The following is a 23,305-nucleotide window of genomic DNA, read 5'->3' as shown; positions in this document are numbered from 1 at the left end:
ATTTTCTTGCAAATCTGATTAAAGAGTTTTTCATTTGCTCATACTATGTAATAAGAAAGCGTTGAAGAAAGGGTGAGCAACATGAGAAGAAGTCGCCGTAGATCGTTTGAAGAACTTGTAAATGAAAATAAACAACAATTATTAAGCGATCGTGATGCAATGGATCGAATTGAAAAACGAATTGAAAAACGTTATGAAATGAAACTTTTTAAGCAGGCTGAATAATTCTTAACACTAGTACGATACTAGTGTTAAGGAGGCGATAGTAATGGGTAATCCGAAAAAAAATTCAAAAGACTTTGCACCAAATCAAATTGGAACACAATCGAAAAAAGCTGGTGGCAATAAAGGGAAGCAAATGCAAGACCAAACTGGCAAACAACCAATTGTTGATAACGGTTAAAAAAAGGAGAATGTCATCATTCTCCTTTTTGTGTGTTTGGATAATATTATAAAAATATTTAAAAAGCTGACTTTCGTCAGCCTTTTTTCGTAATTGTAAAGTTTTCAACGAGTAAACGCCAATTTTGTGGGAATGGTAGACCAATCTTCCAGTAACTAATACCGCCAATGCCTTGTTCTTTCATTAAATTGAATTTACTTTGAATAGACCTCGAATCTTCAAACCAAACCTCGTGTTGTACGCCGTTTTCATCAAAGTAATTAAAATGTGGAGCTTGGGCTGTGAAATCATAGCGGATAGGAACATTGTATTTACGAGCAAGTGCAACAGCTGCGACAGAGCTAACTGCTTTTGCGGGTGGATTCCCTTGTTTGAAAGGAAGTTTCCAATCAAATCCATATAAATTTTGCCCCATCATAATTTTTTGTGGAGGCATTTGAGATTTTGCATATTGAAGTACTTCTTTCACAGGACCAATAGGGGAAATCGCCATTGGTGGGCCACCTTGCCAACCCCAGTCGTATGTCATAATGACGACGAAATCAACAATTTGTCCTTGTGCTTTATAATCGTGAGCCTCAAAAAATTTCCCTTTTTGATTGGAACTTGTTTTCGGTACAAGCGTTGTACTTAATGTGTACCCGCTAGGTAAGCGTGTTTTCACATTTCGTAAAAAACGATTATAGGCTTCGCGATCTTCAGGTGCCACACTCTCGAAATCGAAATGAATGTCTCGCATGCCATATTTTTCAGCTGTTTGCAAAATGTTAGTAATAAACTTGTTTTGAATTGTTGCATCGCGTAAAATAACCGAGGTCAGATCGGCACTGAAATTTCCATTTTCGATATTTGTAATAACGAGCATAGGGATGGTTTTACCTTGCGTTGCAATATTAGCGATTTTCGCTGTTTCGGTTGGTTCTTTTAATGTACCGTCTCTTTTTGCTTCAAAACTAAAGTAGGCTAAATATGTTAAAAATGGGTTGATAGCACGTGTAGCAGTTACTAAACTTTCTTTTATCGGTATTGTTGAAGGTTGTAAATAAGCAATGGATTCTACTGCTCGTTTTGTTCCTTTCGGTATATATAATTGCTGTCCGACATGGAGAATAGATTTTAATGAAAGGTTATTAACTTTAGCTAAACTGGCGAGAGGAACGTTATACGTTTGAGAAATTCGATAAAGGCTGTCGCCAGGCTGTACATAATAATTATTGCCTTTCGTATTAACGATAAGTGCCTGACCAACAACGAGTGTTTCGGCTGGATTTAGTCCATTGTCTTTTACAATCTCTTCAGGTGTAGATCCATATTTTGAGGCTAAACTATATACGCTATCACCGCTACGAACAGTTACAATTTGAATCATGTGCTTGCCCCTTTCGGTAAAAGATTCACTGTTTTTATTTTATTTTTGATTCCACTGTATTATGATTAAATGTATGCAAGGGAACAGAAGTGAAAGAAGGCGAATAGAAATGTTTGTAGCAGAACATGAAGTTGAAATCCGTTATGCGGAAACAGATCAAATGGGTGTTGTTTACCATTCAAACTATTTAGTGTGGCTTGAACTAGGGCGCACGAAACTTATACAAGATTTAGGATTTTCATATGTTGAAATGGAGAAAGAGGGAATTATTTCTCCTGTGTTAGACTTACAAATTTCATATCGTAAAGCGATGCGTTATGGAGAAAAAGCTATTGTGAAAACGTGGGTTGATACTGTGAGCCCGCTCCGCGTTGTATATGGATATGAAATTTATAATGGTGATGGCGAACTTTGTATTACTGCAAGCACGACGAATATTTGTGCGAAAAAAGAAGGGTTCCGCCCTGTATCATTTAAAAAATTATATCCTGAGTGGTATGCGAAATATGAGGAAATTAAAAAGAAATAAAAAAGCGTGGCAGAAGCCACGCTTTTTTATTTTTCATAATTAAATTGAGGGAAATCATCACCGTCGTTAAGTGTAACTAATAAATTATGTCCATCGAAGAACCACTCATCATCGCTTTCAATAAAGAAGTTAATACCTTCTTCTTGAGTTTGAACAGCAGGGTGCGCAGGGTCATCTTTACGAATACCTAAAGAAAGTCCTTTTTGCACAGTACTGCAACCGCCGTATTGTACGAAAAGGCGTATTGTTTCACCCGATTGTAAGTTTAATTCGTTTTTATACCATTGTGCTGCTTCTTTTGTTACGGAAAGATTCATGTATAGTTCCTCCAAATTATGTTGCTTTTTCTTTTAGTATAAAAAATAACGCAAAAAGACGCTATTAATATGCTTCACGTTTTCTTTTTGCGTTATGTGGGTTACGATCTTATTTTTGCTTTTTTGAAAAGTTTGCTTTTGGTTCAGTTTTATTTATAATTCGTCCGATATTTGCACGGTGTTTATAAATAACCATACCTGCTAATAAACACATCGCAATAATGAAGATTTTATCCCCGCTAACAATGGATGCAATAACAGCAACGACAGCTGTTATCATAGAAGAAAGTGATACGTATCTTGTTGTAAATAAAAGGCTGAAAAAGACAACAGCTAATATTGCAAAAACAACTGGTGAATAGCATAATAGCACCCCAGCAGAAGTTGCAACTGCTTTCCCCCCGCGGAATTTTGCGAAGATCGGATAGACATGTCCAAGAACAGCGGCTAATCCAAACCATAGTGGGTGAATATCTGACCCGAAAATAATCGGTAGACCTGTTGCTAATGTACCTTTTAAAATGTCAGCAATTGTTACGATAAAACCTGCTTTTTTCCCTAATGTACGGAATGTATTTGTTCCGCCTAGATTACCGCTTCCATGCTCACGAATGTCGATTCCATAACCAATTTTTCCAACGACTAATGCAAATGGAATCGAACCGAGTAGATAGGCAACGATAAATAAAAGATATGTAATAACCATGAGTTCAGTCTCCTTTATACAAATGTGTTGATAAAGGGTAAAAAGAGTTTTTCCCATTTATTGTACCATACATTTGTAAAGAGCACATTTCTTTTTTATAAATGAAAAAGTCATTAATTTTTAAAAAAACTTTCACAGGAATGTTACATTTTTCACAGGAACAGAAGAACTATATGTTGTATGATTTTAATCAAAAGACAACAACATGTTGGTGGAGGGTTATGAATGTTGAAACAAAATGTACGTGGAGAAGAATTAATGAAAGTATTTGAGACAATTATCCACGGTAATGAACAAGATTTAATGCAGGAAAATGCAAATGTAGATGGTCGATCTCCAATGGGAGTAATGGGAACGTTCGCATCTGAGAGCGCAAAGTATTATGCAGTAGAAAAATTATTATCAGATCAAGTGAAAAAAGCGATAGATCAAAATATATTATATCCACATGATTTAGATTTTTATGCAACAGGAACGACGACTTGTTCGCAAATTCCGTTAGCGCAAATGCTAGCTAACGGTTTTCATACTGGCCATGGACATATGAGACAACCGCAAGACATTAAAAGTGCGTTGGCGCTTTCTTCAATTATTTTTCAGGCGAATCAAAATATGCAGCACGGTGGTCAATCGTTTGCACTCTTTGATATTGATTTAGCTCCATATGTGAGAAAAACAGTAAAGAGACATAAAAAACGACTACAGTCATATCCGCTTACGAAAGAACAAATAGAGGAATTTGCATGGAAAGAGACAGAAAATGATACGTATCAGGCGTGTGAGGCTTTCGTTCATAATTCAAATAGTATGCATAGTAGGGGCGGGGGACAAGTACCATTTATTTCTATTAACTACGGAACAGACACATCGAAAGAGGGAAGACTTTTAATTAAGCAACTTTTAAAAGCGACGCAAGCTGGACTTGGTAAAGGGGAAACACCGATTTTTCCTATTCAAATTTTCAAAATGAAAAAAGGCGTGAACTTTGAAGAGTGTGATCCGAACTATGATTTATTTGAATTAGCGTTAGAAACGACCGCTGAGCGATTATTCCCTAACTTTTCGTTTTTAGATGCTCCGTTTAATGCTGTGCATTATGACGGTCGACCTGAAAGTGAAGTATGTTATATGGGGTGCCGTACTCGTGTTATGTCTAATATACATGGGGAAGAAACAGCAATTGGAAGAGGGAATTTATCGTTTACTTCTATTAATTTAGTGAAATTAGCGCTAATTAGTGGTTCAAAAGAAGCGTTTTTTGAAGCGCTAAGTTATTATTTAGATTTAGGCGTTAAGCAATTATTAGAGAGATTTGCTTATCAATGTACAAAGAGAGCAAGAGATTTTCAGTTCTTATATTCACAAGGTGTATGGCGCGGTGGAGAGACGTTACAACCTGAAGATGCTGTGGCACCGATTTTAAAACAAGGGACGTTAAGTCTTGGTTTTATCGGTCTTGCAGAATGTTTAGTAGCGTTAACTGGAAAGCATCATGGAGAAAATGAAGAATCGTGGAAGCTTGGATATGAAATTATTTCCTTTATGAGAGAGAGAATGGATAAGGCGATGGAAGAACATCAACTCAATTTCTCTGTAATTGCAACGCCAGCAGAAGGGTTATCAGGAAAGTTTGTGAAAAAAGATAGAGAAGAATTTGGTGAGATTAGCGGTATAACGAACCATAATTACTATACGAATTCATTCCATATTCCAGTTTATTATAACATTCAAGCGATAAATAAAATTCGTTTAGAAGGACCTTTCCATGCCCTATGTAACGGGGGACATATTACGTATATTGAACTAGACGGAGCAGCTATGCATAACAAAAAGGCATTAAAGCAAATTGTGCAAGCGATGGCAGAGAATGGCGTTGGGTACGGTTCAATAAATCATCCTGTTGATCGTTGTAAGTGCTGTAGTTATCACGGAGTTATTGGGAATGAATGTCCAAGCTGTGGAAATGAAGATGAGGCTAATATAGAAAGAATTCGCCGTATAACGGGCTATCTTGTAGGAGATATGTCAAAGTGGAATAGCGCGAAACGTAGTGAAGAGATGGATCGGGTGAAGCATAAATGAAAGTTATGAATATTATTCATGATAGTGTAGTAGATGGAGAAGGGTTGCGGACAGTCGTGTTTTTTGCGGGCTGTCCGCATCGTTGTTTCGGATGCCATAACCCGAAATCTTGGAATGTTTGCAATGGAACTGAAATGACGGTAGAAGAAATTGTGAAAGAGATTGAAAGTAATTCATTAACAGATGTAACATTTTCAGGTGGAGATCCATTCTTCCAAGCTGCTGAAGTGAAAAAAGTAGCAAAAGCTGTGCAAGATTTGAAAAAAAATCTATGGATGTATACAGGTTATACGTTAGAAGAGATACAGAGTTCTCGAAATAATGATATGATAGAGTTGTTACAGTATGGGGATGTTTTAGTCGATGGAAGATTTGAAATCGAGAAAAAAGATTTAACACTTCCATTTCGCGGAAGCTCCAATCAACGTATTATTCGATTGAAAGAGTAAAAAGGCGGGATAGATTATATGAATAAAACAGTATTACTTGTTGAAGATGAAAGAAGATTACGTGAAATTGTTAGTGATTATTTTCGTAATGAAGGCTTTGAAGTAATCGAAGCGGAAGATGGAAAAAAAGCGCTAGAATTATTTGCTGAACATACAATTGATTTAATTATGTTAGATATTATGTTACCAGAAATAGATGGTTGGTCTGTTTGTAGACGAATTAGAAAAGAGTCAGCGGTACCAATTATTATGCTGACAGCACGTTCTGATGAGGATGATACATTACTAGGCTTTGAACTAGGGGCAGATGAGTATGTAACAAAACCTTTTAGTCCGAAAGTGTTAGTAGCTCGTGCAAAGACGTTATTGAAACGTGCGGATGGAGCAGTAGGAGTATCAGAAGAAAATACTATGTCTTTAGCTGGAATAGAAGTGAATCGACTATCTAGAACAGTTTTAGTAGATGGTGAAGAAATTATATTGACACATAAGGAGTTTGAACTTCTTGTTTATTTAATGGAGAACAAAGGAATTGTGTTGTCACGTCAACATTTATTAGATCAGTTATGGGGATATGATTACTACGGTGATGACCGAACAGTTGATACACATATTAAAAAACTGCGAAATAAGCTAGGAGATAAGGCGAAGCATATCGGCACTGTTATTCGAGTAGGTTACAAATTCGAAGAATAACCTTTAAGCTACTATGCATCCCGGCTTTGGGATATAGCAAATTTACACTCTCCTTTGTAGGTGGAATGTACAAAAAATACGTTTCTTGTCTACAATGGTAGATAGGAGTATTTTTTTAATTGGATTTCACGATGAGTTCACAAGAAGGACACAAAATGTGACTATACTGAAAGTACGAATTCACCAGGGAGGGGAAATAAAACATGGGATATTACGACGGACCGAATTTGAATGAAGAGCATAGTGAAACGAGAGAAGTGAAAAAATCAGGTAGTAAAAAAGGATATTTTTTCACAGGTTTAGTTGGAGCTGTAGTCGGGGCGGTTTCGATTAGTTTTGCAGCACCGTACATGCCATGGGTGCAAAATAATGATGCAGCTGTTTCGTCATTCAATTCTAATAAACAAGTAGAAGGAACTGTAGTTCCAGTTGTAAATAAAGCGAAAAATGAAACTGATTTACCGGGAATGATCGAAGGCGCGAAGGATGTTGTTGTAGGTGTGATTAATATGCAACAAAGTGTTGATCCATTTGCGATGCAACCGACAGGTCAAGAACAAACAGCTGGTACAGGCTCAGGTGTTATTTATAAAAAAGCAGGAAATAAAGCATATATCGTAACAAATAACCACGTAGTAGATGGTGCAAATAAACTTGCCGTTAAACTAAGCGATGGAAAGCAAGTCGATGCAAAATTAGTTGGTAAGGACCCTTGGTTGGACTTAGCTGTTGTAGAGATTGATGGATCTAATGTGAATAAAGTTGCAAGTTTAGGTGATTCCAGTAAAATCCGTGCGGGTGAAAAAGCAATTGCAATCGGTAATCCATTAGGATTTGATGGAAGTGTAACGGAGGGTATCATCAGTAGTAAAGAGCGTGAAATTCCAGTTGATATTGATGGTGATAAACGTCCTGATTGGCAAGCACAAGTTATTCAAACAGATGCAGCGATTAACCCTGGTAACAGTGGTGGTGCACTATTTAACCAAAACGGTGAGGTAATCGGTATTAACTCAAGTAAAATAGCTCAGCAATCAGTAGAGGGTATTGGTTTTGCAATTCCAATTAACATTGCAAAACCAGTTATTGAATCACTTGAAAAAGATGGAGTGGTGAAACGTCCAGCACTAGGAGTCGGTGTCGTTTCATTAGAAGATGTGCAAGCTTATGCAGTAAATCAATTAAAAGTGCCAAAAGAAGTAACAAATGGAGTTGTATTAGGTAAAATTTATCCAATATCACCAGCGGAAAAAGCTGGTTTAGAGCAATATGATATAGTAGTAGCGTTAGATGATCAAAAAGTAGAAAATTCACTTCAATTCCGTAAATATTTATATGAAAAGAAAAAAGTAGGCGAGAAAGTAGAAGTTACATTCTATCGCAATGGTCAAAAAATGACGAAATCAGCTACGTTAGCAGATAATTCAGCTACTAAGAATCAATAATCGGAATAAAAGAAAGTCTCTTTCATGTTGAAAGAGACTTTCTTTATCGGATATACTAAAGGAATAGGAGGGATTAATTATGGCAATTGAAAACCCAACTCGTACGGAAATTGGTGAAGTATTAAAGAAAAGTAAAACGATTGCAGTTGTTGGATTATCAGATAAGCCAGAACGCACATCGTATATGGTTTCAAAAGCAATGCAAGATGCTGGGTACCGCATTATTCCAGTAAATCCAACAGTAGATGAAGTACTCGGAGAAAAGGCGGTTTCTTCACTGACGGATATTAAAGAACATGTTGATATTGTAAATGTGTTTCGTCGCTCAGAATTTTTAAAGGATGTTGCGGAAGAGTTTGTAGAGATTGATGCAGATGTTTTCTGGGCACAATTAGGAGTACAAGATGAAGATACATATAAACTTTTACAAGAAAAAGGCTACACAGTAATAATGGATCGTTGCATTAAAGTAGAGCATGTAATGACAAAATAGTATAGATTTTAAAGATAGAAAGATTGATTCAGCCCTCGCTTTTTACATAAGTAGGGCGGATGAACGAGGTGTTCATCATGAGATTTTTTAAAGGCTGTTTTTGGGGATTATTACTTGTTATCCCATTTTGGATATTGATCATTTGGATCATGATAAAGGTTTGGAATGTATAATGTTGGAATACATATCCATTTCTCGTTGACAAACGATTATTTTTCTGAAATAGTAGCCTAGAGGAATCCTTGTGAAAAAAACAAGGATTTTTCTATTGAAAATAGTATATAAAAGAGATAAGATAACTTGCCAAAACTATAGTCGAGGCGTTATTCTATAATAGAAACATATGTTCTGATTTGATTAGGAAAGGGGCAAGGAGTTTGGCGAAGCATCAGTTCCAATATAATGAAGATGCAATTCAAGTGTTAGAAGGACTTGAAGCCGTTCGAAAACGCCCGGGTATGTATATCGGGAGTACGGATAGCCGTGGATTGCATCATTTAGTATATGAAATAGTAGATAACTCCGTTGATGAAGCATTAGCGGGATTTGGCGACGAAATTTCTGTCGTAATACATAAAGATAATAGTATTAGCGTAATTGATAAAGGGCGAGGAATGCCTACGGGAATGCATAAGCTTGGAAAGCCGACACCTGAAGTTATCTTAACTGTACTTCATGCTGGTGGTAAGTTTGGCCAAGGAGGCTATAAAACGAGTGGTGGTTTACACGGTGTTGGGGCATCAGTTGTAAACGCCTTATCAGAATGGCTAGTAGTAACGATTAAGCGAGATGGTAGCATTTATGAACAACGCTTTGAAAATGGTGGTACTCCTGCAACGACGTTAGAGAAAATCGGGAAAACGAAAGAGTCTGGTACAACGATGCACTTCAAACCAGATACAACTATTTTCAGCACAACAAATTATAATTATGAAACATTATGTGAGAGATTACGTGAATCTGCATTCTTATTAAAAGGAATGAAAATCTCGATAAAAGATGAACGTAATGATTTAGAAGATGTGTTTCATTATGAAACAGGAATTGAGGCTTTCGTTTCATACTTAAACGAAGAGAAAGATTCGATTCATCCAGTTGTATATTTCTCGGGTGAGCAAAATGGAATTGAAGCAGAGTTAGCGTTTCAGTTTAATGATGGTTACTCAGAAAACATTCTTTCGTTTGTAAATAATGTACGTACAAAAGACGGTGGTACACACGAAGCTGGATTTAAAACGGCAATGACACGTGTGTTCAATGAGTATGCTCGTAAAGTTTCTTTATTAAAAGAAAAAGACAAAAATTTAGAGGGTACAGATATTCGAGAAGGATTAGCTTCGATTGTTTCTGTACGTGTACCAGAAGACGTACTCCAGTTTGAAGGGCAAACGAAAGGGAAACTAGGTACAAGTGAAGCTCGTTCTTCAATTGATGCAATTGTATCTGAGCATTTAGCTTACTTTTTAGAAGAAAACCCGGATGTAGCTACACTTCTTGTGAGAAAGGCAATTAAAGCAGCACAAGCACGCGAGGCTGCTCGTAAAGCGAGAGAAGAAGCGCGTACTGGTAAGAAGAAGAAAAAATCAGAAGGTACTTTAAGCGGGAAGTTAACACCTGCACAATCACGTAATCCTCAGAAAAACGAATTGTATTTAGTAGAGGGTGACTCGGCTGGTGGTTCAGCAAAGCAAGGGCGAGATCGTCGTTTCCAAGCGGTACTACCATTACGTGGTAAAGTAATTAACACGGAAAAAGCAAAGCTTGCTGATATTTTTAAGAATGAAGAGATCAATACGATTATTTACGCAATTGGCGGCGGCGTAGGGAATGAGTTCGCTGTTGAAGATATTAACTACGATAAAGTTGTTATTATGACCGATGCAGATACGGATGGAGCACATATTCAAGTGTTACTACTGACGTTCTTCTACCGTTATATGAAACCACTTATTGAAGCTGGTAAAGTATTTATCGCACTTCCACCTTTATATAAAGTAAGTAAAGGAAAAGGGAAAAGTGAAGTAATTGAATATGCATGGTCTGATGAAGAATTAGGTGATGTAACGAAAAAGGTCGGTAAAGGCTACATGTTGCAGCGCTATAAAGGACTTGGCGAAATGAATGCCGATCAATTATGGGAAACAACGATGAACCCTGAAACACGTACGTTAATACGTGTGAAAATTGACGATGCATCAAGAGCTGAGCGCCGAGTTACGACGTTGATGGGGGATAAAGTAGAACCTCGCCGTAAATGGATTGAGCGTAATGTACAATTTGGTATGCAAGAAGAAGGAAATATTTTAGAAAATGAAATGATTATGGAGACGGAGGTGGAATAACATGCAGGCAGAGAAGTTTCATGATCTCCCGCTTGAAGACGTGTTAGGTGACCGCTTTGCACGTTATAGTAAATATATTATTCAAGACCGCGCGCTTCCAGATGCGCGTGACGGTTTAAAACCGGTACAAAGACGTATTTTATATTCTATGTATGTAGAAGGAAACGTACATGATAAAGCGTTTCGTAAATCAGCTAAAACAGTAGGTAATGTTATCGGTAATTATCATCCACATGGTGATTCCTCTGTATATGAGGCGATGGTCCGTTTAAGTCAAACTTGGAAAGTACGTAATGTTTTAGTTGAAATGCACGGAAATAACGGTAGTGTTGATGGGGATCCAGCAGCGGCAATGCGTTATACGGAAGCACGTTTATCACCAATCGCATCTGAGTTATTACGTGATCTTGATAAAGAAACAGTAGAATTCGTGTCAAACTTTGATGATACGAGTGAAGAGCCTATTGTATTACCGGCAATGTTCCCGAACTTATTAGTGAACGGATCTACAGGGATTTCCGCTGGTTATGCAACAGAAATTCCACCACATCATCTTGGAGAAGTAATTGATGCTACAATGATGCGTATCGATCAACCGAATAGTTCTGTGGATGACTTGTTAACAGTTATTAAAGGACCAGATTTCCCTACAGGTGGTATTATACAAGGGATAGATGGCATTAAAAAAGCGTATGAAACAGGTAAAGGGAAAATTATTATTCGCGGAAAAGCAGAGGTTGAAACGATTCGTGGCGGGAAGCAACAAATCGTTATTACAGAAATTCCTTACGAAGTAAATAAAGCGAATCTTGTTAAGAAAATGGATGAATTACGTATAGATAAAAAGCTAGATGGAATTGCTGAAGTACGTGATGAGACAGATCGTACAGGTCTTCGTATCGTTGTAGAATTAAAAAAAGAAGCGAATGCTGAAGGTATTTTAAATTATTTATATAAAAATACAGATTTACAAATTCCATACAACTTTAATATGGTAGCGATAAATAATCGTCGTCCGACACTTATGACATTACCTAAGATTTTGGATGCATATATTGGACATCAGAAAGAAGTTGTTACAAGACGCTCACAATATGAATTAAGAAAAGCAGAAAATCGTCAGCATATTGTAGAAGGTTTAAAGAAAGCATTATCAATTTTAGATGAAGTGATTGAAACGATCCGTGGGTCTAAAGATAAGCGTAATGCGAAAGATAATTTAAGTGCGAAATTTGGATTTACAGAGGCGCAGTCAGAAGCAATTGTTTCACTGCAATTATATCGTTTAACGAATACAGATATTACAGCGCTAGAGCAAGAAGCAGCGGAACTTAGTAAGAAAATTATAGAGTTACAGTCAATTTTACAAAGTGAAAAAAGACTTTTTCAAGTTATTAAAACAGATTTGAAGAGAGTAAAGAAAACATATAGTGATAATCGCCGTGCGATAATTGAAGAGGAAATTGAAGAAATTAAAATCGATGTGGAAGTTATGATTCCGCAAGAAGATGTCATCGTTACTGTAACGAAAGAAGGCTATGTGAAACGAACAGGTTGGCGTTCGCATAATGCATCGAACGGGAAATACTTCGGTATGAAAGAGGGTGACATCTTACTTGAGCGTTTCGATACAAACACGACAGAAACCGTTCTTTTATTTACGAACAAAGGAAATTATATTTATCTTCCTGTGTATGAAATGCCAGAAATTCGTTGGAAAGATTTAGGTCAACACGTTGCGAATCTTGTTTCACTCGAGCGAGATGAATCGTTAATTTGGGCAACAGTCGTACCGAATTTTGAAGAAGAAAAACGATTTATCGTATTTGTTACACGAAACGGTATGATTAAGAAAACAGAATTAAACCAATATAAAGTGCAGCGTTATTCACGGGCATTCGTTGCTGTAAACTTGAAAAAAGATGATGAAGTTGTTGATATATTTGCGACAGATGGGACAAGTGATATTGTTCTTGCAACACATGGTGCATATGCACTTGTATTCAATGAAGAAGAAGTAAGTCCAGTTGGTGTCAGAGCAGCTGGTGTGAAAGCAATTAATTTAAAAGAAGATGACTATGTTGCTTCTGGTAAACCGTTAAATGGTGAAAAAGATCAACTTATTCTCGTTACGCAGCGAGGTGCTGTGAAACGTATAAAGGCATCGGAAATTGAGAAATCAACGAGGGCGAAGCGAGGCCTTGTAATTTTTAAAGAGTTAAAACGTAATCCGTACCGCATTGTCGGTATTGAAATTGTTCGAGATGATGAATTAGTTTACATGAAGACAGAGAAACACATTGTAGAAGAAATTGATCCGAAAGCGTTTCGAAATAAAGACCGGTATAGTAATGGTAGTTTAGTACTAGATGTTAATGATACTGGTGAAGTAATTGAAACGTGGACAAAAAAACGAACAGAGTAAATGTGAAAAAACCTTGCTAGTGTATAACTAGCAAGGTTTTTAGTTATGAAAAGGTATGTATGAGCAAAACGTTATGTATATAAAAATAATCTTGTTATAATAATGAGATGAAATCGTTCTCATAAAGTGAAACTTTAATCAGTGGGGGTTTTCTTCATCCCCCACTGATTATTAGCTTTCACCAATCGGGCTTTTACGAGCAGTTGATTCCTCACCTAATTTCTTTGCTTTCGCTGAATTTTGAGGTAGGAATCTTACTGCCCGCAAATAGCGGGATAAATGGAGGGGCAACATGAAAAAAATAGGTGTAGGGATTGTAGGATTTGGATTTTCTAGTACAACATTTCACATCCCGTTATTACAAACGATAGAAGAATACGATATTCGTGCTATTTTATCATCAAAAGAAGAAGTAGTGAAACAAGCATTACCAAATGCTGAAGTTGTTGGTACAATTGATGAATTAGTAAACCGAGCTGATATTGACTTAGTGGTTATTACTTCGCCGAATACAACCCATTTTCCATATGTAAAAGAAGCAATTGTACACGGCAAGCATGTTGTTGTGGAAAAACCATTCGTTGTTTCAATTGAAGAAGGAGAAGAACTTATTTCATTAGCGAAGCAACATAATGTCGTTTTAAGTGTGTATCATAATCGCCGTTTGGATAATGATTTCTTAACGATAAAGAAATTGTTAGAAGAAAAAAGAATAGGGAATGTATACGCATATGAAGCGCATTTCGATCGTTTCCGCCCACATGTACGTGATCGCTGGAGAGAAAAGAATTTACCGGGATCAGGAATTTTATATGATTTAGGCTCACATTTAATTGATCAAGCATTATCATTATTTGGGAAACCAGATGCGATACATGCTGATGTAATAAAGCAACGACCAGGTGCAGAAATTGATGACTACTTCCATGTTGTACTTCACTACGGAGTAAAGCGTGTCATTTTACATAGTAGCAGTTATGTGAAACAAGCTGGACCACATTTTACACTGCATGGAGATAAAGGTTCTATCGTGAAGTATGGTATGGATTCACAGGAAGAACAATTAAAGACTGGAATGAAGCCGGGAGATAATGGTTATGGAGCAGACCCTGAAGAGAATTTTGCTACTTTAGAAACAGAAGAAAGCTTAGAGCGTATTCCAACAGAAGTCGGCTGCTATGACATGTATTATAAAGGTGTAAGAGATAGTATTGTAAATGGTGAGAAACCACCTGTAACAGCACAAGAAGGCTTAGAAGTTATTCGACTTATTCAATTAGCGATTGAAAGTAGTGAAACGGGTAGAGTCATTTCGGTAAAATAAAAAAGACACGATTCTGTGTCTTTTTTATTTTTGCGGAACAGAAAATCCGTAAAAGAACATCGTAACTATATCTTGTATATGTTTTTCTCGATCTCCTTCAAGAAGCTGTGACCCGAAATCATCACCTAATTTAGTGAACATTTGAATGTACAGTAACATCATTTCTTTTGAAAGATGAGGATTAATTTCATTTTTGCGCTGTGCTTGTTCTAGTATTTCTAAATACCAAGGCAGGATTTTTTCGTTTTGATAACTATAAATAAACTCTCGGAGCTCTTCATCCCTTTGCATCATTTGTAGTAACATATCTGGCTGAAATAACCCACCAGTATTCATTTTTCTTACAATCATTTTTTGCATCATATCATGAAAAGGTAAGTTTTCTTCTGCAAGATCTTTATAATATTGAAATTCAGATATTATAAATTCTTGTATGAGCTCCCTAAATAACGCATCTTTACTTCCAAAATGATTATAAATTGTAACTTGAGAAACGTTTGCTTTTTTTGCAATATGTTCTATTTTCACTTCATTAAATCCACGTTCTGAAAATAATTTAAAGGCCGCATCTTTAATGGCACGTTTTTTCTTTTCTTTCACTTTTTCAAAGCCGTTCAAAGCAATCACCTCATTTAAAATATACAAGAAAAAATAATTGAAAACAATATTTTTGAAATATGGACATATAAATATTTCAAAAAGTTGTTGCGAATATGAAAGATGAGGAGTACAATAATTTTGAAATATCATACATTAAATATTTCAAAAAATGAGGTGGGCTTATGATTTCAGTTCAAAATGTCACAAAACAGTTTTCAAATGGAAAAGGCTTGTTTGATATTACATTTGAAGTGAAAGAAGGGGAAGTTTTTGGCTACTTAGGACCAAATGGTGCTGGGAAATCAACAACGATTCGTAATTTAATGGGATTTATAAAACCGACGGCTGGTAAAGCGACAATTTTCGGATTAGATTGTTGGGAAGATGCTGCGAAAATTCAAAGAGAAGTTGGCTATTTACCAGGAGAAATTTCTTTTATTGAAGGAATGAATGGATTAGAATTTTTAAATTTGATGCAAGGAATGCGTGGGTTAAAGGAAACGAAGAGACGTGATGACTTGATAGAGCGTCTGCAATTCGATGTGAAAACACCAATTCGAAAAATGTCTAAAGGAATGAAACAAAAAGTAGGTATAGTTGCGGCATTTATGCATGATCCAGAAGTGCTAATTTTAGATGAACCGACATCAGGACTCGATCCACTTATGCAGCAAATATTTATAGATTTAATATTAGAAGAAAAGCAAAGAGGGAAAACGATTCTTATGTCATCGCATATTTTCACTGAAATTGAGAGAACTTGTGACAGAGTAGCGATTATTAAAGATGGTTGCCTTGTAACAGTTGAAAATATTCATGATTTACAAGAAATGAGACGACAGGTGATAGATGTAACAGTATCAGCGCAAGAAGAAATTGAGTCACTTACACAATCAAATTTACAATTCGAGGCTGTGAAAGGGAAAACAGCATCAATTATTGTACAAGGAAACTATCAAACTGTTTTACAAATACTTTCAAAATATAATGTAACTGCACTTCAAACAAGAGCAATGGATTTAGAACATTTATTTATGCATTATTACGATAAGAAAGAAGGGATAAAGCATGAATAAACAATTATTTTTAGCTAGTTTGAAAGAAACACAAAAAAGTATTTTGAGTTATGCGACTGGTGCAGCTCTTTATTTATGGCTATTAATTTGGATATTCCCATCGATGGTATCAGCGAAAGGCTTAAATGAATTAATAAGTGCCATGCCTGATAGTGTAAAAAAAATCGTTGGAATGGAAAGCCCAATTCAAAATGTAATGGATTTTTTAGCTGGTGAATATTATAGCCTGTTGTTCATTATCATTTTAACAATTTTTTGCGTCACGGTTGCAACGCATTTAATTGCTCGTCATGTAGATAAAGGGGCGATGGCATATTTATTAGCAACACCTGTATCCAGGGTGCAAATTGCAATTACACAAGCTACTGTTCTCATATTGGGGCTACTAATAATTGTAATTGTTACTTATGTAGCTGGTATATTAGGTGCAGATTGGTTTTTAAAAGATAATAACTTAAATAAAGAATTATTTTTGAAAATAAATGTAGTTGGAGGGCTTATATTTTTAGTAGTTAGTGCCTATTCATTTTTCTTTTCTTGTATATGTAATGATGAAAGAAAGGCACTTAGCTACTCAGCCAGTTTAACAATCTTATTTTTCGTATTAGATATGGTAGGGAAATTAAGTGATAAGTTAGAGTGGATGAGAAATATATCTTTATTTACATTGTTTCGTCCGAAAGAAATTGCTGAAGGAACATATAATATATGGCCAGTAAGTATAGGCTTAACTGCTGGAGCGCTTTGTATCTTCATAGTAGCAATTGTAGTGTTTAGGAAGAGGGATTTACCGTTGTAAATTAGAAAGTCCACTGAGAAAGTGGGCTTTTTTCGTTTTTGTAGGAAAAAGATTTCTAGAATATACATTATTTATTAACGATAATCTACAGTATGTTTATTAAAAAACATAATATACACTATTAAAATAGTGTATATGTAACGAGGAAAAATGATGTTGAAAAACTATATAGAATTTTCATGAATATTACTGTAAGAAAATAATTTTTTAAAAATTTTTAATAATAATACTTTACAAATTTTAAAAAATTAGTAGAATAAGAAGTAGTAAGAATCGTCTGATAAATATATAAAGAAAAACAGAATTATCAGAAAATTCTTAAATAGATATCGTTTAGAATTAGGGAGGGTACAGAAAATGAAAAAGAAAAAAATGAAAAAACTAACAGCAGTTGTAGTACCGGTTTTAGCAATGAGCATGGCATTAACAGCATGTTCTACATCAGGTGGAGATAAGAAGACAAGTACAAATTCTAGCTCAAGTGGAGATAGCAAGTCAGGGGAAAAATTAGCAGCGAAACAAGTATTAAATCGAACAGAGACAAATGAAATTCCAACAATGGATACTTCTAAAAATACAGATACATTAGGTTCTCAAATTTTAGGGAACACGATGGAAGGTTTATATCGATTAGATAAAGATAACAAACCAATCCCAGCTGCAGCAGAATCAAGCACGAAGAGTGAGGATGGTAAAAAATATACATTTAAACTACGTAAAGATGCAAAATGGTCAAATGGTGATCCTGTAACAGCAAAAGATTTCGTATTTGCATGGCAACGTCTATTAGATCCAAAAACAACTGCTGAGTATGCGTTTATCGCATTCCCAATTAAAAATGCAGAAGCAGTTAACCAAGGGAAAGCAGAAGTATCTACATTAGGTGTAAAAGCAGTAGATGACCTTACGCTTGAAGTTGAATTAGAACAAGCAGTACCATACTTCTTAAATCTAGTTGCATTCCCATCGTACTACCCATTAAATGAAAAATTCGTAAAAGAAAAAGGCGATAAATACGGTTTAGAATCTGATACAACAGTTTATAACGGACCATTCGTTCTTACTGATTGGAAACATGAACAAGGCTGGAAACTAAAGAAAAATGATCAATATTGGGATAAAAAGACTGTAAAATTAGATGAAATTAATTACAGTGTAGTAAAAGAAGTAGCTACAAAGGTAAACCTATATGATACAGGTGCAGTTGATTCTGCACTTTTATCAGGAGAATTTGTTGATAAGTATAGAAATAATAAAGATGAGTTTGGAACATACTCACAAGTAAGTACGTACTTCTTACGTATGAATCAACAACGTGGTGGACAAGATACACCATTAAAGAGTCAAAAATTACGTGAAGCAATTGCACTTTCAATCGATAAGAAAAATTTAGCAAGTGTTATTTTAAATGATGGATCTAAACCTGCGGACTTCTTAGTACCAAAGGGATTAGCAACTGGACCAGACGGTAAGGACTTCCAAGAAACATTTAAAAATGGTATCAAGCCAGATGCGAAAAAAGCAGCTGCTGCATGGGAAGAAGCGAAAAAAGAACTTGGTAAAGACCAAGTTACAATTGAACTATTAAACTATGATACAGGTAATGCGAAAAAAGTTGGGGAATATGTTAAAGATCAAATTGAGAAAAATTTAAAAGGTGTAACAGTTACCATTAAACTTCAACCATTCAAACAAAAACTGAAGTTAGAAACAGAGCAAGATTATGATTTATCATATGCTGGTTGGGGACCTGACTACGCAGATCCAATGACATTCTTAGATATGTTCCAGTCTAAGCATTCTCATAACCAAATGAGCTTCTCTGATCCGAAATATGATGAAATGATTAAGAAGGCTGGCGGAGAATTAATGGGTGATGCGAAGAAACGTTGGGAAGAGTTAGGAAAAGCAGAAAAACTACTTATTGAGCAAGATGTAGCGCTTGTACCTCTATACCAACGTGGTGATGCTTACGTTCAAAAATCGAATGTAAAAGACGTTGTTCACCATAACATCAGTCCAGAGTATAGCTTTAAATGGGCTTATGTAACCGAGAAAGACGGGAAATAATAGAATTTAAAAAAGGCATTGCAAAAGTGGCTAATCTACTTTTGGAATGCTTTTTTTAGTGTAATTAAATAGAGAAGAATAAGGGGTATAGTATGTAAATACAGTAGATGAGGGATAAATCATACTAAATTACGAAGAAAAAATCTGAATATTTAAAATAAAACTATTTACAAACACAGAAAATAGAGTAGAATAATATTAGTTATAATTTTCTGAAAAGTAAATCCTTAGCAAGGGGTCTCTCAAGGGTTGGTATTGTACATATAATTGGGGAGGGTATAAAAATGAAGAGAAAAAAGATGAAAAAGTTAACAGCAGTTGTAGTACCAGTTTTAGCGATGAGCGTTGCATTGACAGCGTGCTCTGGGTCAGGTGGAGAGAAGAAAACGACTACTACATCTAATAGTGGGGAAGAAAAAAAATCTGATATTAAATATGCAGCGAAGCAAGTATTGAATCGTACGGAAAATCAAGAAATTCCGACGATGGACACTTCTAAATCTACTGATACGTTAGGGGCACAAATTTTAGGGAACACGATGGAAGGATTATATCGTCTTGATAAAGATAATAAGCCTATTCCAGCTGCTGCAGAATCAAGTACGAAAAGCGAAGATGGTAAAAAATATACGTTTAAACTGCGTAAAGATGCGAAATGGTCCAATGGAGACCCTGTAACAGCGAAAGATTTCGTATACGGATGGCAGCGCTTACTTGATAAAAATACAGCTGCAGAATATGCGTTTATTGCCTACTATATTAAAAATGCAGAGGCAATTAATAAAGGTGAAAAACCTGCAACGGAATTAGGTGCAAAAGCGGTAGATGATTATACACTTGAAGTAGAATTAGAAAAACCAGTACCATATTTCTTAAACTTATTAGCATTCCCGTCATACTATCCATTAAATGAAAAGTTTGTAAAAGAAAAAGGAGATAAGTTTGGTTTAGAAGCAGATACAACGGTGTATAACGGACCATTCGTTATGTCTTCATGGAAACATGAACAAGGGTGGCAGTTGAAGAAAAATGATAAATATTGGGATAATAAGACTGTGAAATTAGAAGAAATTAATTACAGCGTTGTAAAAGAAGTGGCTACAAAAGTAAATTTATATGATACAGGATCAATTGATTTCACACTACTATCAGGAGAGTTTGTAGATAAATATAAATCGAATAAAGATGAGTACGGTGAGTATGCAGAATCAAGTACATTCTTCTTACGTTTAAATCAAAAGCGTAACGGACAGGATACACCGTTAAAGAGCAAAAAACTGCGTGAAGCAATTGCTTTATCAGTTGATAAAAAGGGCTTAGCAAACGTTATTTTAAATAATGGATCAAAAGCAACAGATCAATTGGTTCCAAAAGGGCTTGCGACAGGACCTGACGGTAAAGATTACCAAGATACGTTTAAAAATGGTCTGAAACAAGATACGAAAAAAGCAGCAGCTGCATGGGAAGAAGCGAAAAAGGAACTTGGAAAAGATCAAGTTACAATTGAATTACTAAGCTATGATGATGGAACTGCGAAAAAGATTGCTGATTATGTTAAAGATCAAATTGAGAAAAATTTAAAAGGTGTAACGATTAATACGAAAATTCAGCCGTTCAAACAAAAATTAAAATTAGAGTCAGCGCAAGATTATGAAATTTCTTATGCAGGCTGGAGCCCAGATTATGCGGATCCAATGACATTTATTGATATGTTTGAATCGAAGAGCCCATATAACCAAATGAGTTATTCGAATCCGAAATACGATGAAATGGTGCAAAAAGCAGGTAATGAATTATTATCTGATCCGAAGAAGCGTTGGGAAGCGTTAGGAAAAGCAGAAAAATTATTCCTTGAAGAAGATGCAGGATTAGTTCCTTTATATCAAACAGGAAGATCATATGTAATGAAACCGAATGTAAAAGGCGTCGTTAAACATAACATCAGTCCAGAATATAGCTTTAAGTGGGCGTATGTAACTGAGGATGGCGGGAAAAAATAATATAGAGGCATTTTAAAAGTGGCTAAGCTGCTTTTGAAATGCTTTTTTGTATGAATAGGAGAACAAGGCACATGGAAATTTTGAGAAATGTTGAGGTTGCTTTTAAAATTCTACTGTAGGAAATTAGAAAAGAGTTCAACAATTGGATAGATAAATGATAGCAGAGAGTTCATATTGATGAGAAAAATATAGAACTTAGTAATAGAGAAGAATAAGAGGAGGTATGTTTACATATAGTAGATGGGGGATAATTCATATAGTAGTAATAGTAAAATAACAAGTTACTATCATAAAAAAATAAACTTTTAGAATGTTCTTAAAAATACTTTACAAAACTGAAAAAAATAGTAGAATATTAATTAATAAGAATTTTCTGATAAATAAAGTTGGTAGAAATCTCTAAAAGTTAGTAGCGTACATATAATTGGGGAGGGTACAAGAATGAAGAAAAAGATGAAAAAGTTCACGGCGGTTGTAGCGCCAGTATTAGCGATGAGTATGGCGTTAACAGCATGTTCTGGGTCTTCCGGTGGGGAAAAGAAAACGACTACGACGTCTAATAATGGTGGGGAAGAGAAGAAATCCGATATTAAATATGCGGCAAAGCAAGTGTTAAATCGTACAGAAACGAATGAAATTCCGACGATGGATACTTCAAAAAATACAGATACACTTGGCTCGCAAATTTTGGGGAATACAATGGAAGGTTTATATCGCCTTGATAAAGATAATAAGCCAATCCCAGCTGTAGCAGAATCTAGTACAAAAAGCGAGGATGGTAAAAAATATACATTCAAATTACGTAAAGATGCAAAATGGTCAAACGGTGATCCTGTAACGGCGAAAGATTTCGTATTTGCATGGCAACGTCTAGTAGATCCACAAACAGCTGCTGAGTATGCATTTATTGCTTACTATCTTAAAAATGCAGAAGCAATTAATCAAGGGAAAGCAGAAGTTTCTACGTTAGGCGTAAAAGCAGTTGATGATTATACGCTTGAAGTTGAATTAGACAGACCGGTACCATATTTCTTGAACTTAATGGCATTTGCATCATACTATCCGTTAAATGAAAAGTTTGTAAAAGAAAAAGGGAAGAAATACGGTTTAGAGTCCGATACAACAGTTTATAACGGTCCATTTGTGCTTACTGATTGGAAACATGAGCAAGGTTGGAAGTTGAAGAAAAATGATCAGTATTGGGATAAAAAGACAGTGAAATTAGAAGAAATTAATTATAGTGTAGTAAAAGAAGCAGCTACTAGGGTGAATTTATATGATACAGGTGCAATTGATTTTGCACTTTTATCTGGAGAATTCGTTGATAAGTATAGAAATAAAAAAGATGAGTTTGGAGCATATTCGGAAACAAGTACGTTTTACTTACGTCTAAATCAAAAACGTGGTGGGCAAGATACACCGTTAAAGAGCAAAAAATTACGTGAAGCAATTGCATTATCGGTTGATAAGAAGGGTTTAACTAATGTAATTTTAAATGATGGTTCAAAACCAGTTGATTACTTAGTAGCAAAAGGTTTAGCAAGTGGACCAGACGGTAAAGATTTCGCAGAAACATTCAAGAATGGTTTAAAACAAGATTCCAAAAAGGCAGCAGCAGCTTGGGAAGAAGCGAAAAAAGAACTTGGAAAAGATCAAGTGACAATTGAATTATTAAATTATGATACTGGTAATGCGAAAAAAGTTGGGGAGTACGTGAAAGATCAAATTGAAAAGAATCTAAAAGGTGTAACAGTAAATATTAAACTTCAACCATTTAAGCAAAAACTAAAATTAGAATCAGATCAAGATTATGATTTCTCATATGGTGGCTGGAATCCAGATTATGCGGATCCGATGACGTACCTTGATATGTTTGAAACAAAGAATTCTCAGAACCAAATGAGCTACTCAAATTCAAAATATGATGACATTATTGATAAAAGTAAGACAGAATGGATGGCTGATGCAAAAAAACGTTGGGCAGAGTTAGGGAAGGCAGAGAAATTGTTACTTGAAGAAGATGTAGCGCTTGTACCTTTATATCAAAGTGCTAAAGCATATGTTATGCAACCAAATGTAAAGGGAATTGTGAAACATAATATTAGTCCGGAATATAGTTTCAAATGGGCGTATGTAGAAGAGAAATAATAAAAGAAAAAAGCATTTTCAAGTTGCGGTAT

General features: G+C 35.5%; 20 protein-coding genes. 16 read left to right on the top strand and 4 right to left on the bottom strand.

Annotation, left to right across the window (positions count from 1 at the left end):
* Window positions 1–81: 81 nt before the first annotated feature.
* Complete coding sequence (locus DET63_RS05350) at window positions 82–225, top strand: FbpB family small basic protein (RefSeq protein ID WP_002014298.1); 144 nt, start codon at window positions 82–84, stop codon at window positions 223–225.
* A 43-nt stretch (window positions 226–268) separates the two neighbouring features.
* Window positions 269–403, top strand: coding sequence for an acid-soluble spore protein SspN (gene sspN, locus DET63_RS05345; RefSeq protein WP_000527988.1), 135 nt, complete (start codon window positions 269–271; stop codon window positions 401–403).
* Between the two features lie 76 nt (window positions 404–479).
* On the opposite strand, the gene DET63_RS05340 is transcribed toward sspN, so the two are convergent.
* Entirely contained in the window at window positions 480–1,772 is a 1,293-nt protein-coding gene (locus DET63_RS05340; RefSeq protein WP_002014302.1) for a glycoside hydrolase family 18 protein, read from the bottom strand.
* 109 nt (window positions 1,773–1,881) lie between these two features.
* On the opposite strand from DET63_RS05340, the gene DET63_RS05335 reads away from it, so the two are divergent.
* On the top strand, window positions 1,882–2,301 hold the full coding sequence (locus DET63_RS05335; protein ID WP_000495812.1) for an acyl-CoA thioesterase: 420 nt from the start codon (window positions 1,882–1,884) through the stop codon (window positions 2,299–2,301).
* Between the two features lie 26 nt (window positions 2,302–2,327).
* Here DET63_RS05335 and DET63_RS05330 read toward each other — a convergent pair whose 3' ends face one another.
* Together DET63_RS05330 and plsY are read right to left on the bottom strand one after the other, a co-directional pair.
* Window positions 2,328–2,618, bottom strand: a complete 291-nt coding sequence (locus DET63_RS05330; protein ID WP_002014303.1) for a HesB/YadR/YfhF family protein — start codon at window positions 2,616–2,618, stop codon at window positions 2,328–2,330.
* A 109-nt stretch (window positions 2,619–2,727) separates the two neighbouring features.
* The gene (gene plsY / locus DET63_RS05325; protein ID WP_002014306.1) at window positions 2,728–3,324 is read right to left on the bottom strand and encodes a glycerol-3-phosphate 1-O-acyltransferase PlsY; all 597 of its coding nucleotides are present in this window, start codon (window positions 3,322–3,324) and stop codon (window positions 2,728–2,730) included.
* A 225-nt stretch (window positions 3,325–3,549) separates the two neighbouring features.
* Here plsY and DET63_RS05320 point away from each other — a divergent pair, with 225 nt between their 5' ends.
* From DET63_RS05320 to DET63_RS05285, 8 genes are all read left to right on the top strand, one after another.
* A complete protein-coding gene (locus DET63_RS05320; protein ID WP_113936075.1) occupies window positions 3,550–5,406 on the top strand; it encodes an anaerobic ribonucleoside triphosphate reductase in 1,857 nt (618 codons plus the stop codon).
* Window positions 5,403–5,855, top strand: coding sequence for an anaerobic ribonucleoside-triphosphate reductase activating protein (gene nrdG, locus DET63_RS05315; RefSeq protein ID WP_016092073.1), 453 nt, complete (start codon window positions 5,403–5,405; stop codon window positions 5,853–5,855). Before DET63_RS05320 ends, nrdG begins: the two co-directional genes overlap by 4 nt.
* Before the next feature lie 18 nt (window positions 5,856–5,873).
* Window positions 5,874–6,551: a response regulator transcription factor gene (locus DET63_RS05310; RefSeq protein WP_002087776.1), complete on the top strand. Its 678-nt coding sequence runs from the start codon at window positions 5,874–5,876 to the stop codon at window positions 6,549–6,551.
* Window positions 6,552–6,754: 203 nt separating this feature from the next.
* The gene (locus DET63_RS05305) at window positions 6,755–7,996 is read left to right on the top strand and encodes a S1C family serine protease (protein WP_016092072.1); all 1,242 of its coding nucleotides are present in this window, start codon (window positions 6,755–6,757) and stop codon (window positions 7,994–7,996) included.
* Window positions 7,997–8,075: 79 nt separating this feature from the next.
* Window positions 8,076–8,489 carry a CoA-binding protein gene (locus tag DET63_RS05300; protein WP_016092071.1) on the top strand — a complete coding sequence of 138 codons (414 nt, stop codon included), beginning with the start codon at window positions 8,076–8,078 and terminating at the stop codon, window positions 8,487–8,489.
* A gap of 377 nt (window positions 8,490–8,866) precedes the next feature.
* Window positions 8,867–10,831 (top strand): DNA topoisomerase IV subunit B, encoded by a 1,965-nt coding sequence (gene parE / locus DET63_RS05295; protein WP_002014314.1) that lies wholly within the window; start codon window positions 8,867–8,869, stop codon window positions 10,829–10,831.
* Between the two features lies 1 nt (window position 10,832).
* The gene (gene parC / locus DET63_RS05290; RefSeq protein ID WP_002087770.1) at window positions 10,833–13,256 is read left to right on the top strand and encodes a DNA topoisomerase IV subunit A; all 2,424 of its coding nucleotides are present in this window, start codon (window positions 10,833–10,835) and stop codon (window positions 13,254–13,256) included.
* A 292-nt stretch (window positions 13,257–13,548) separates the two neighbouring features.
* The gene (locus DET63_RS05285; RefSeq protein WP_113936074.1) at window positions 13,549–14,580 is read left to right on the top strand and encodes an oxidoreductase; all 1,032 of its coding nucleotides are present in this window, start codon (window positions 13,549–13,551) and stop codon (window positions 14,578–14,580) included.
* A 24-nt stretch (window positions 14,581–14,604) separates the two neighbouring features.
* On the opposite strand, the gene DET63_RS05280 is transcribed toward DET63_RS05285, so the two are convergent.
* Window positions 14,605–15,198 (bottom strand): TetR/AcrR family transcriptional regulator, encoded by a 594-nt coding sequence (locus tag DET63_RS05280; protein WP_113936073.1) that lies wholly within the window; start codon window positions 15,196–15,198, stop codon window positions 14,605–14,607.
* Window positions 15,199–15,362: 164 nt separating this feature from the next.
* Between DET63_RS05280 and DET63_RS05275 the strand changes: the two genes are divergently transcribed.
* The 5 genes from DET63_RS05275 (at window position 15,363) to DET63_RS05255 (ending at window position 23,273) form a co-directional block, all read left to right on the top strand.
* Window positions 15,363–16,256, top strand: a complete 894-nt coding sequence (locus DET63_RS05275; RefSeq protein WP_002014324.1) for an ABC transporter ATP-binding protein — start codon at window positions 15,363–15,365, stop codon at window positions 16,254–16,256.
* A complete protein-coding gene (locus tag DET63_RS05270) occupies window positions 16,249–17,055 on the top strand; it encodes an ABC transporter permease subunit (RefSeq protein ID WP_098168396.1) in 807 nt (268 codons plus the stop codon). Before DET63_RS05275 ends, DET63_RS05270 begins: the two co-directional genes overlap by 8 nt.
* Window positions 17,056–17,412: 357 nt before the next feature.
* Window positions 17,413–19,125 (top strand): peptide ABC transporter substrate-binding protein, encoded by a 1,713-nt coding sequence (locus DET63_RS05265; protein WP_113936072.1) that lies wholly within the window; start codon window positions 17,413–17,415, stop codon window positions 19,123–19,125.
* 284 nt (window positions 19,126–19,409) lie between these two features.
* Window positions 19,410–21,125: a peptide ABC transporter substrate-binding protein gene (locus tag DET63_RS05260; RefSeq protein WP_002146346.1), complete on the top strand. Its 1,716-nt coding sequence runs from the start codon at window positions 19,410–19,412 to the stop codon at window positions 21,123–21,125.
* A 441-nt stretch (window positions 21,126–21,566) separates the two neighbouring features.
* The gene (locus DET63_RS05255) at window positions 21,567–23,273 is read left to right on the top strand and encodes a peptide ABC transporter substrate-binding protein (protein ID WP_016092063.1); all 1,707 of its coding nucleotides are present in this window, start codon (window positions 21,567–21,569) and stop codon (window positions 23,271–23,273) included.
* The last annotated feature ends 32 nt before the right edge of the window (window positions 23,274–23,305 follow it).

The organism is Bacillus sp. DB-2 (assembly GCF_003315125.1).
Lineage (GTDB): Bacteria > Bacillota > Bacilli > Bacillales > Bacillaceae_G > Bacillus_A > Bacillus_A mycoides.
Note: the sequence above shows the minus strand (reverse complement) of the source record. Positions and strands in the feature narration are given on the sequence as shown.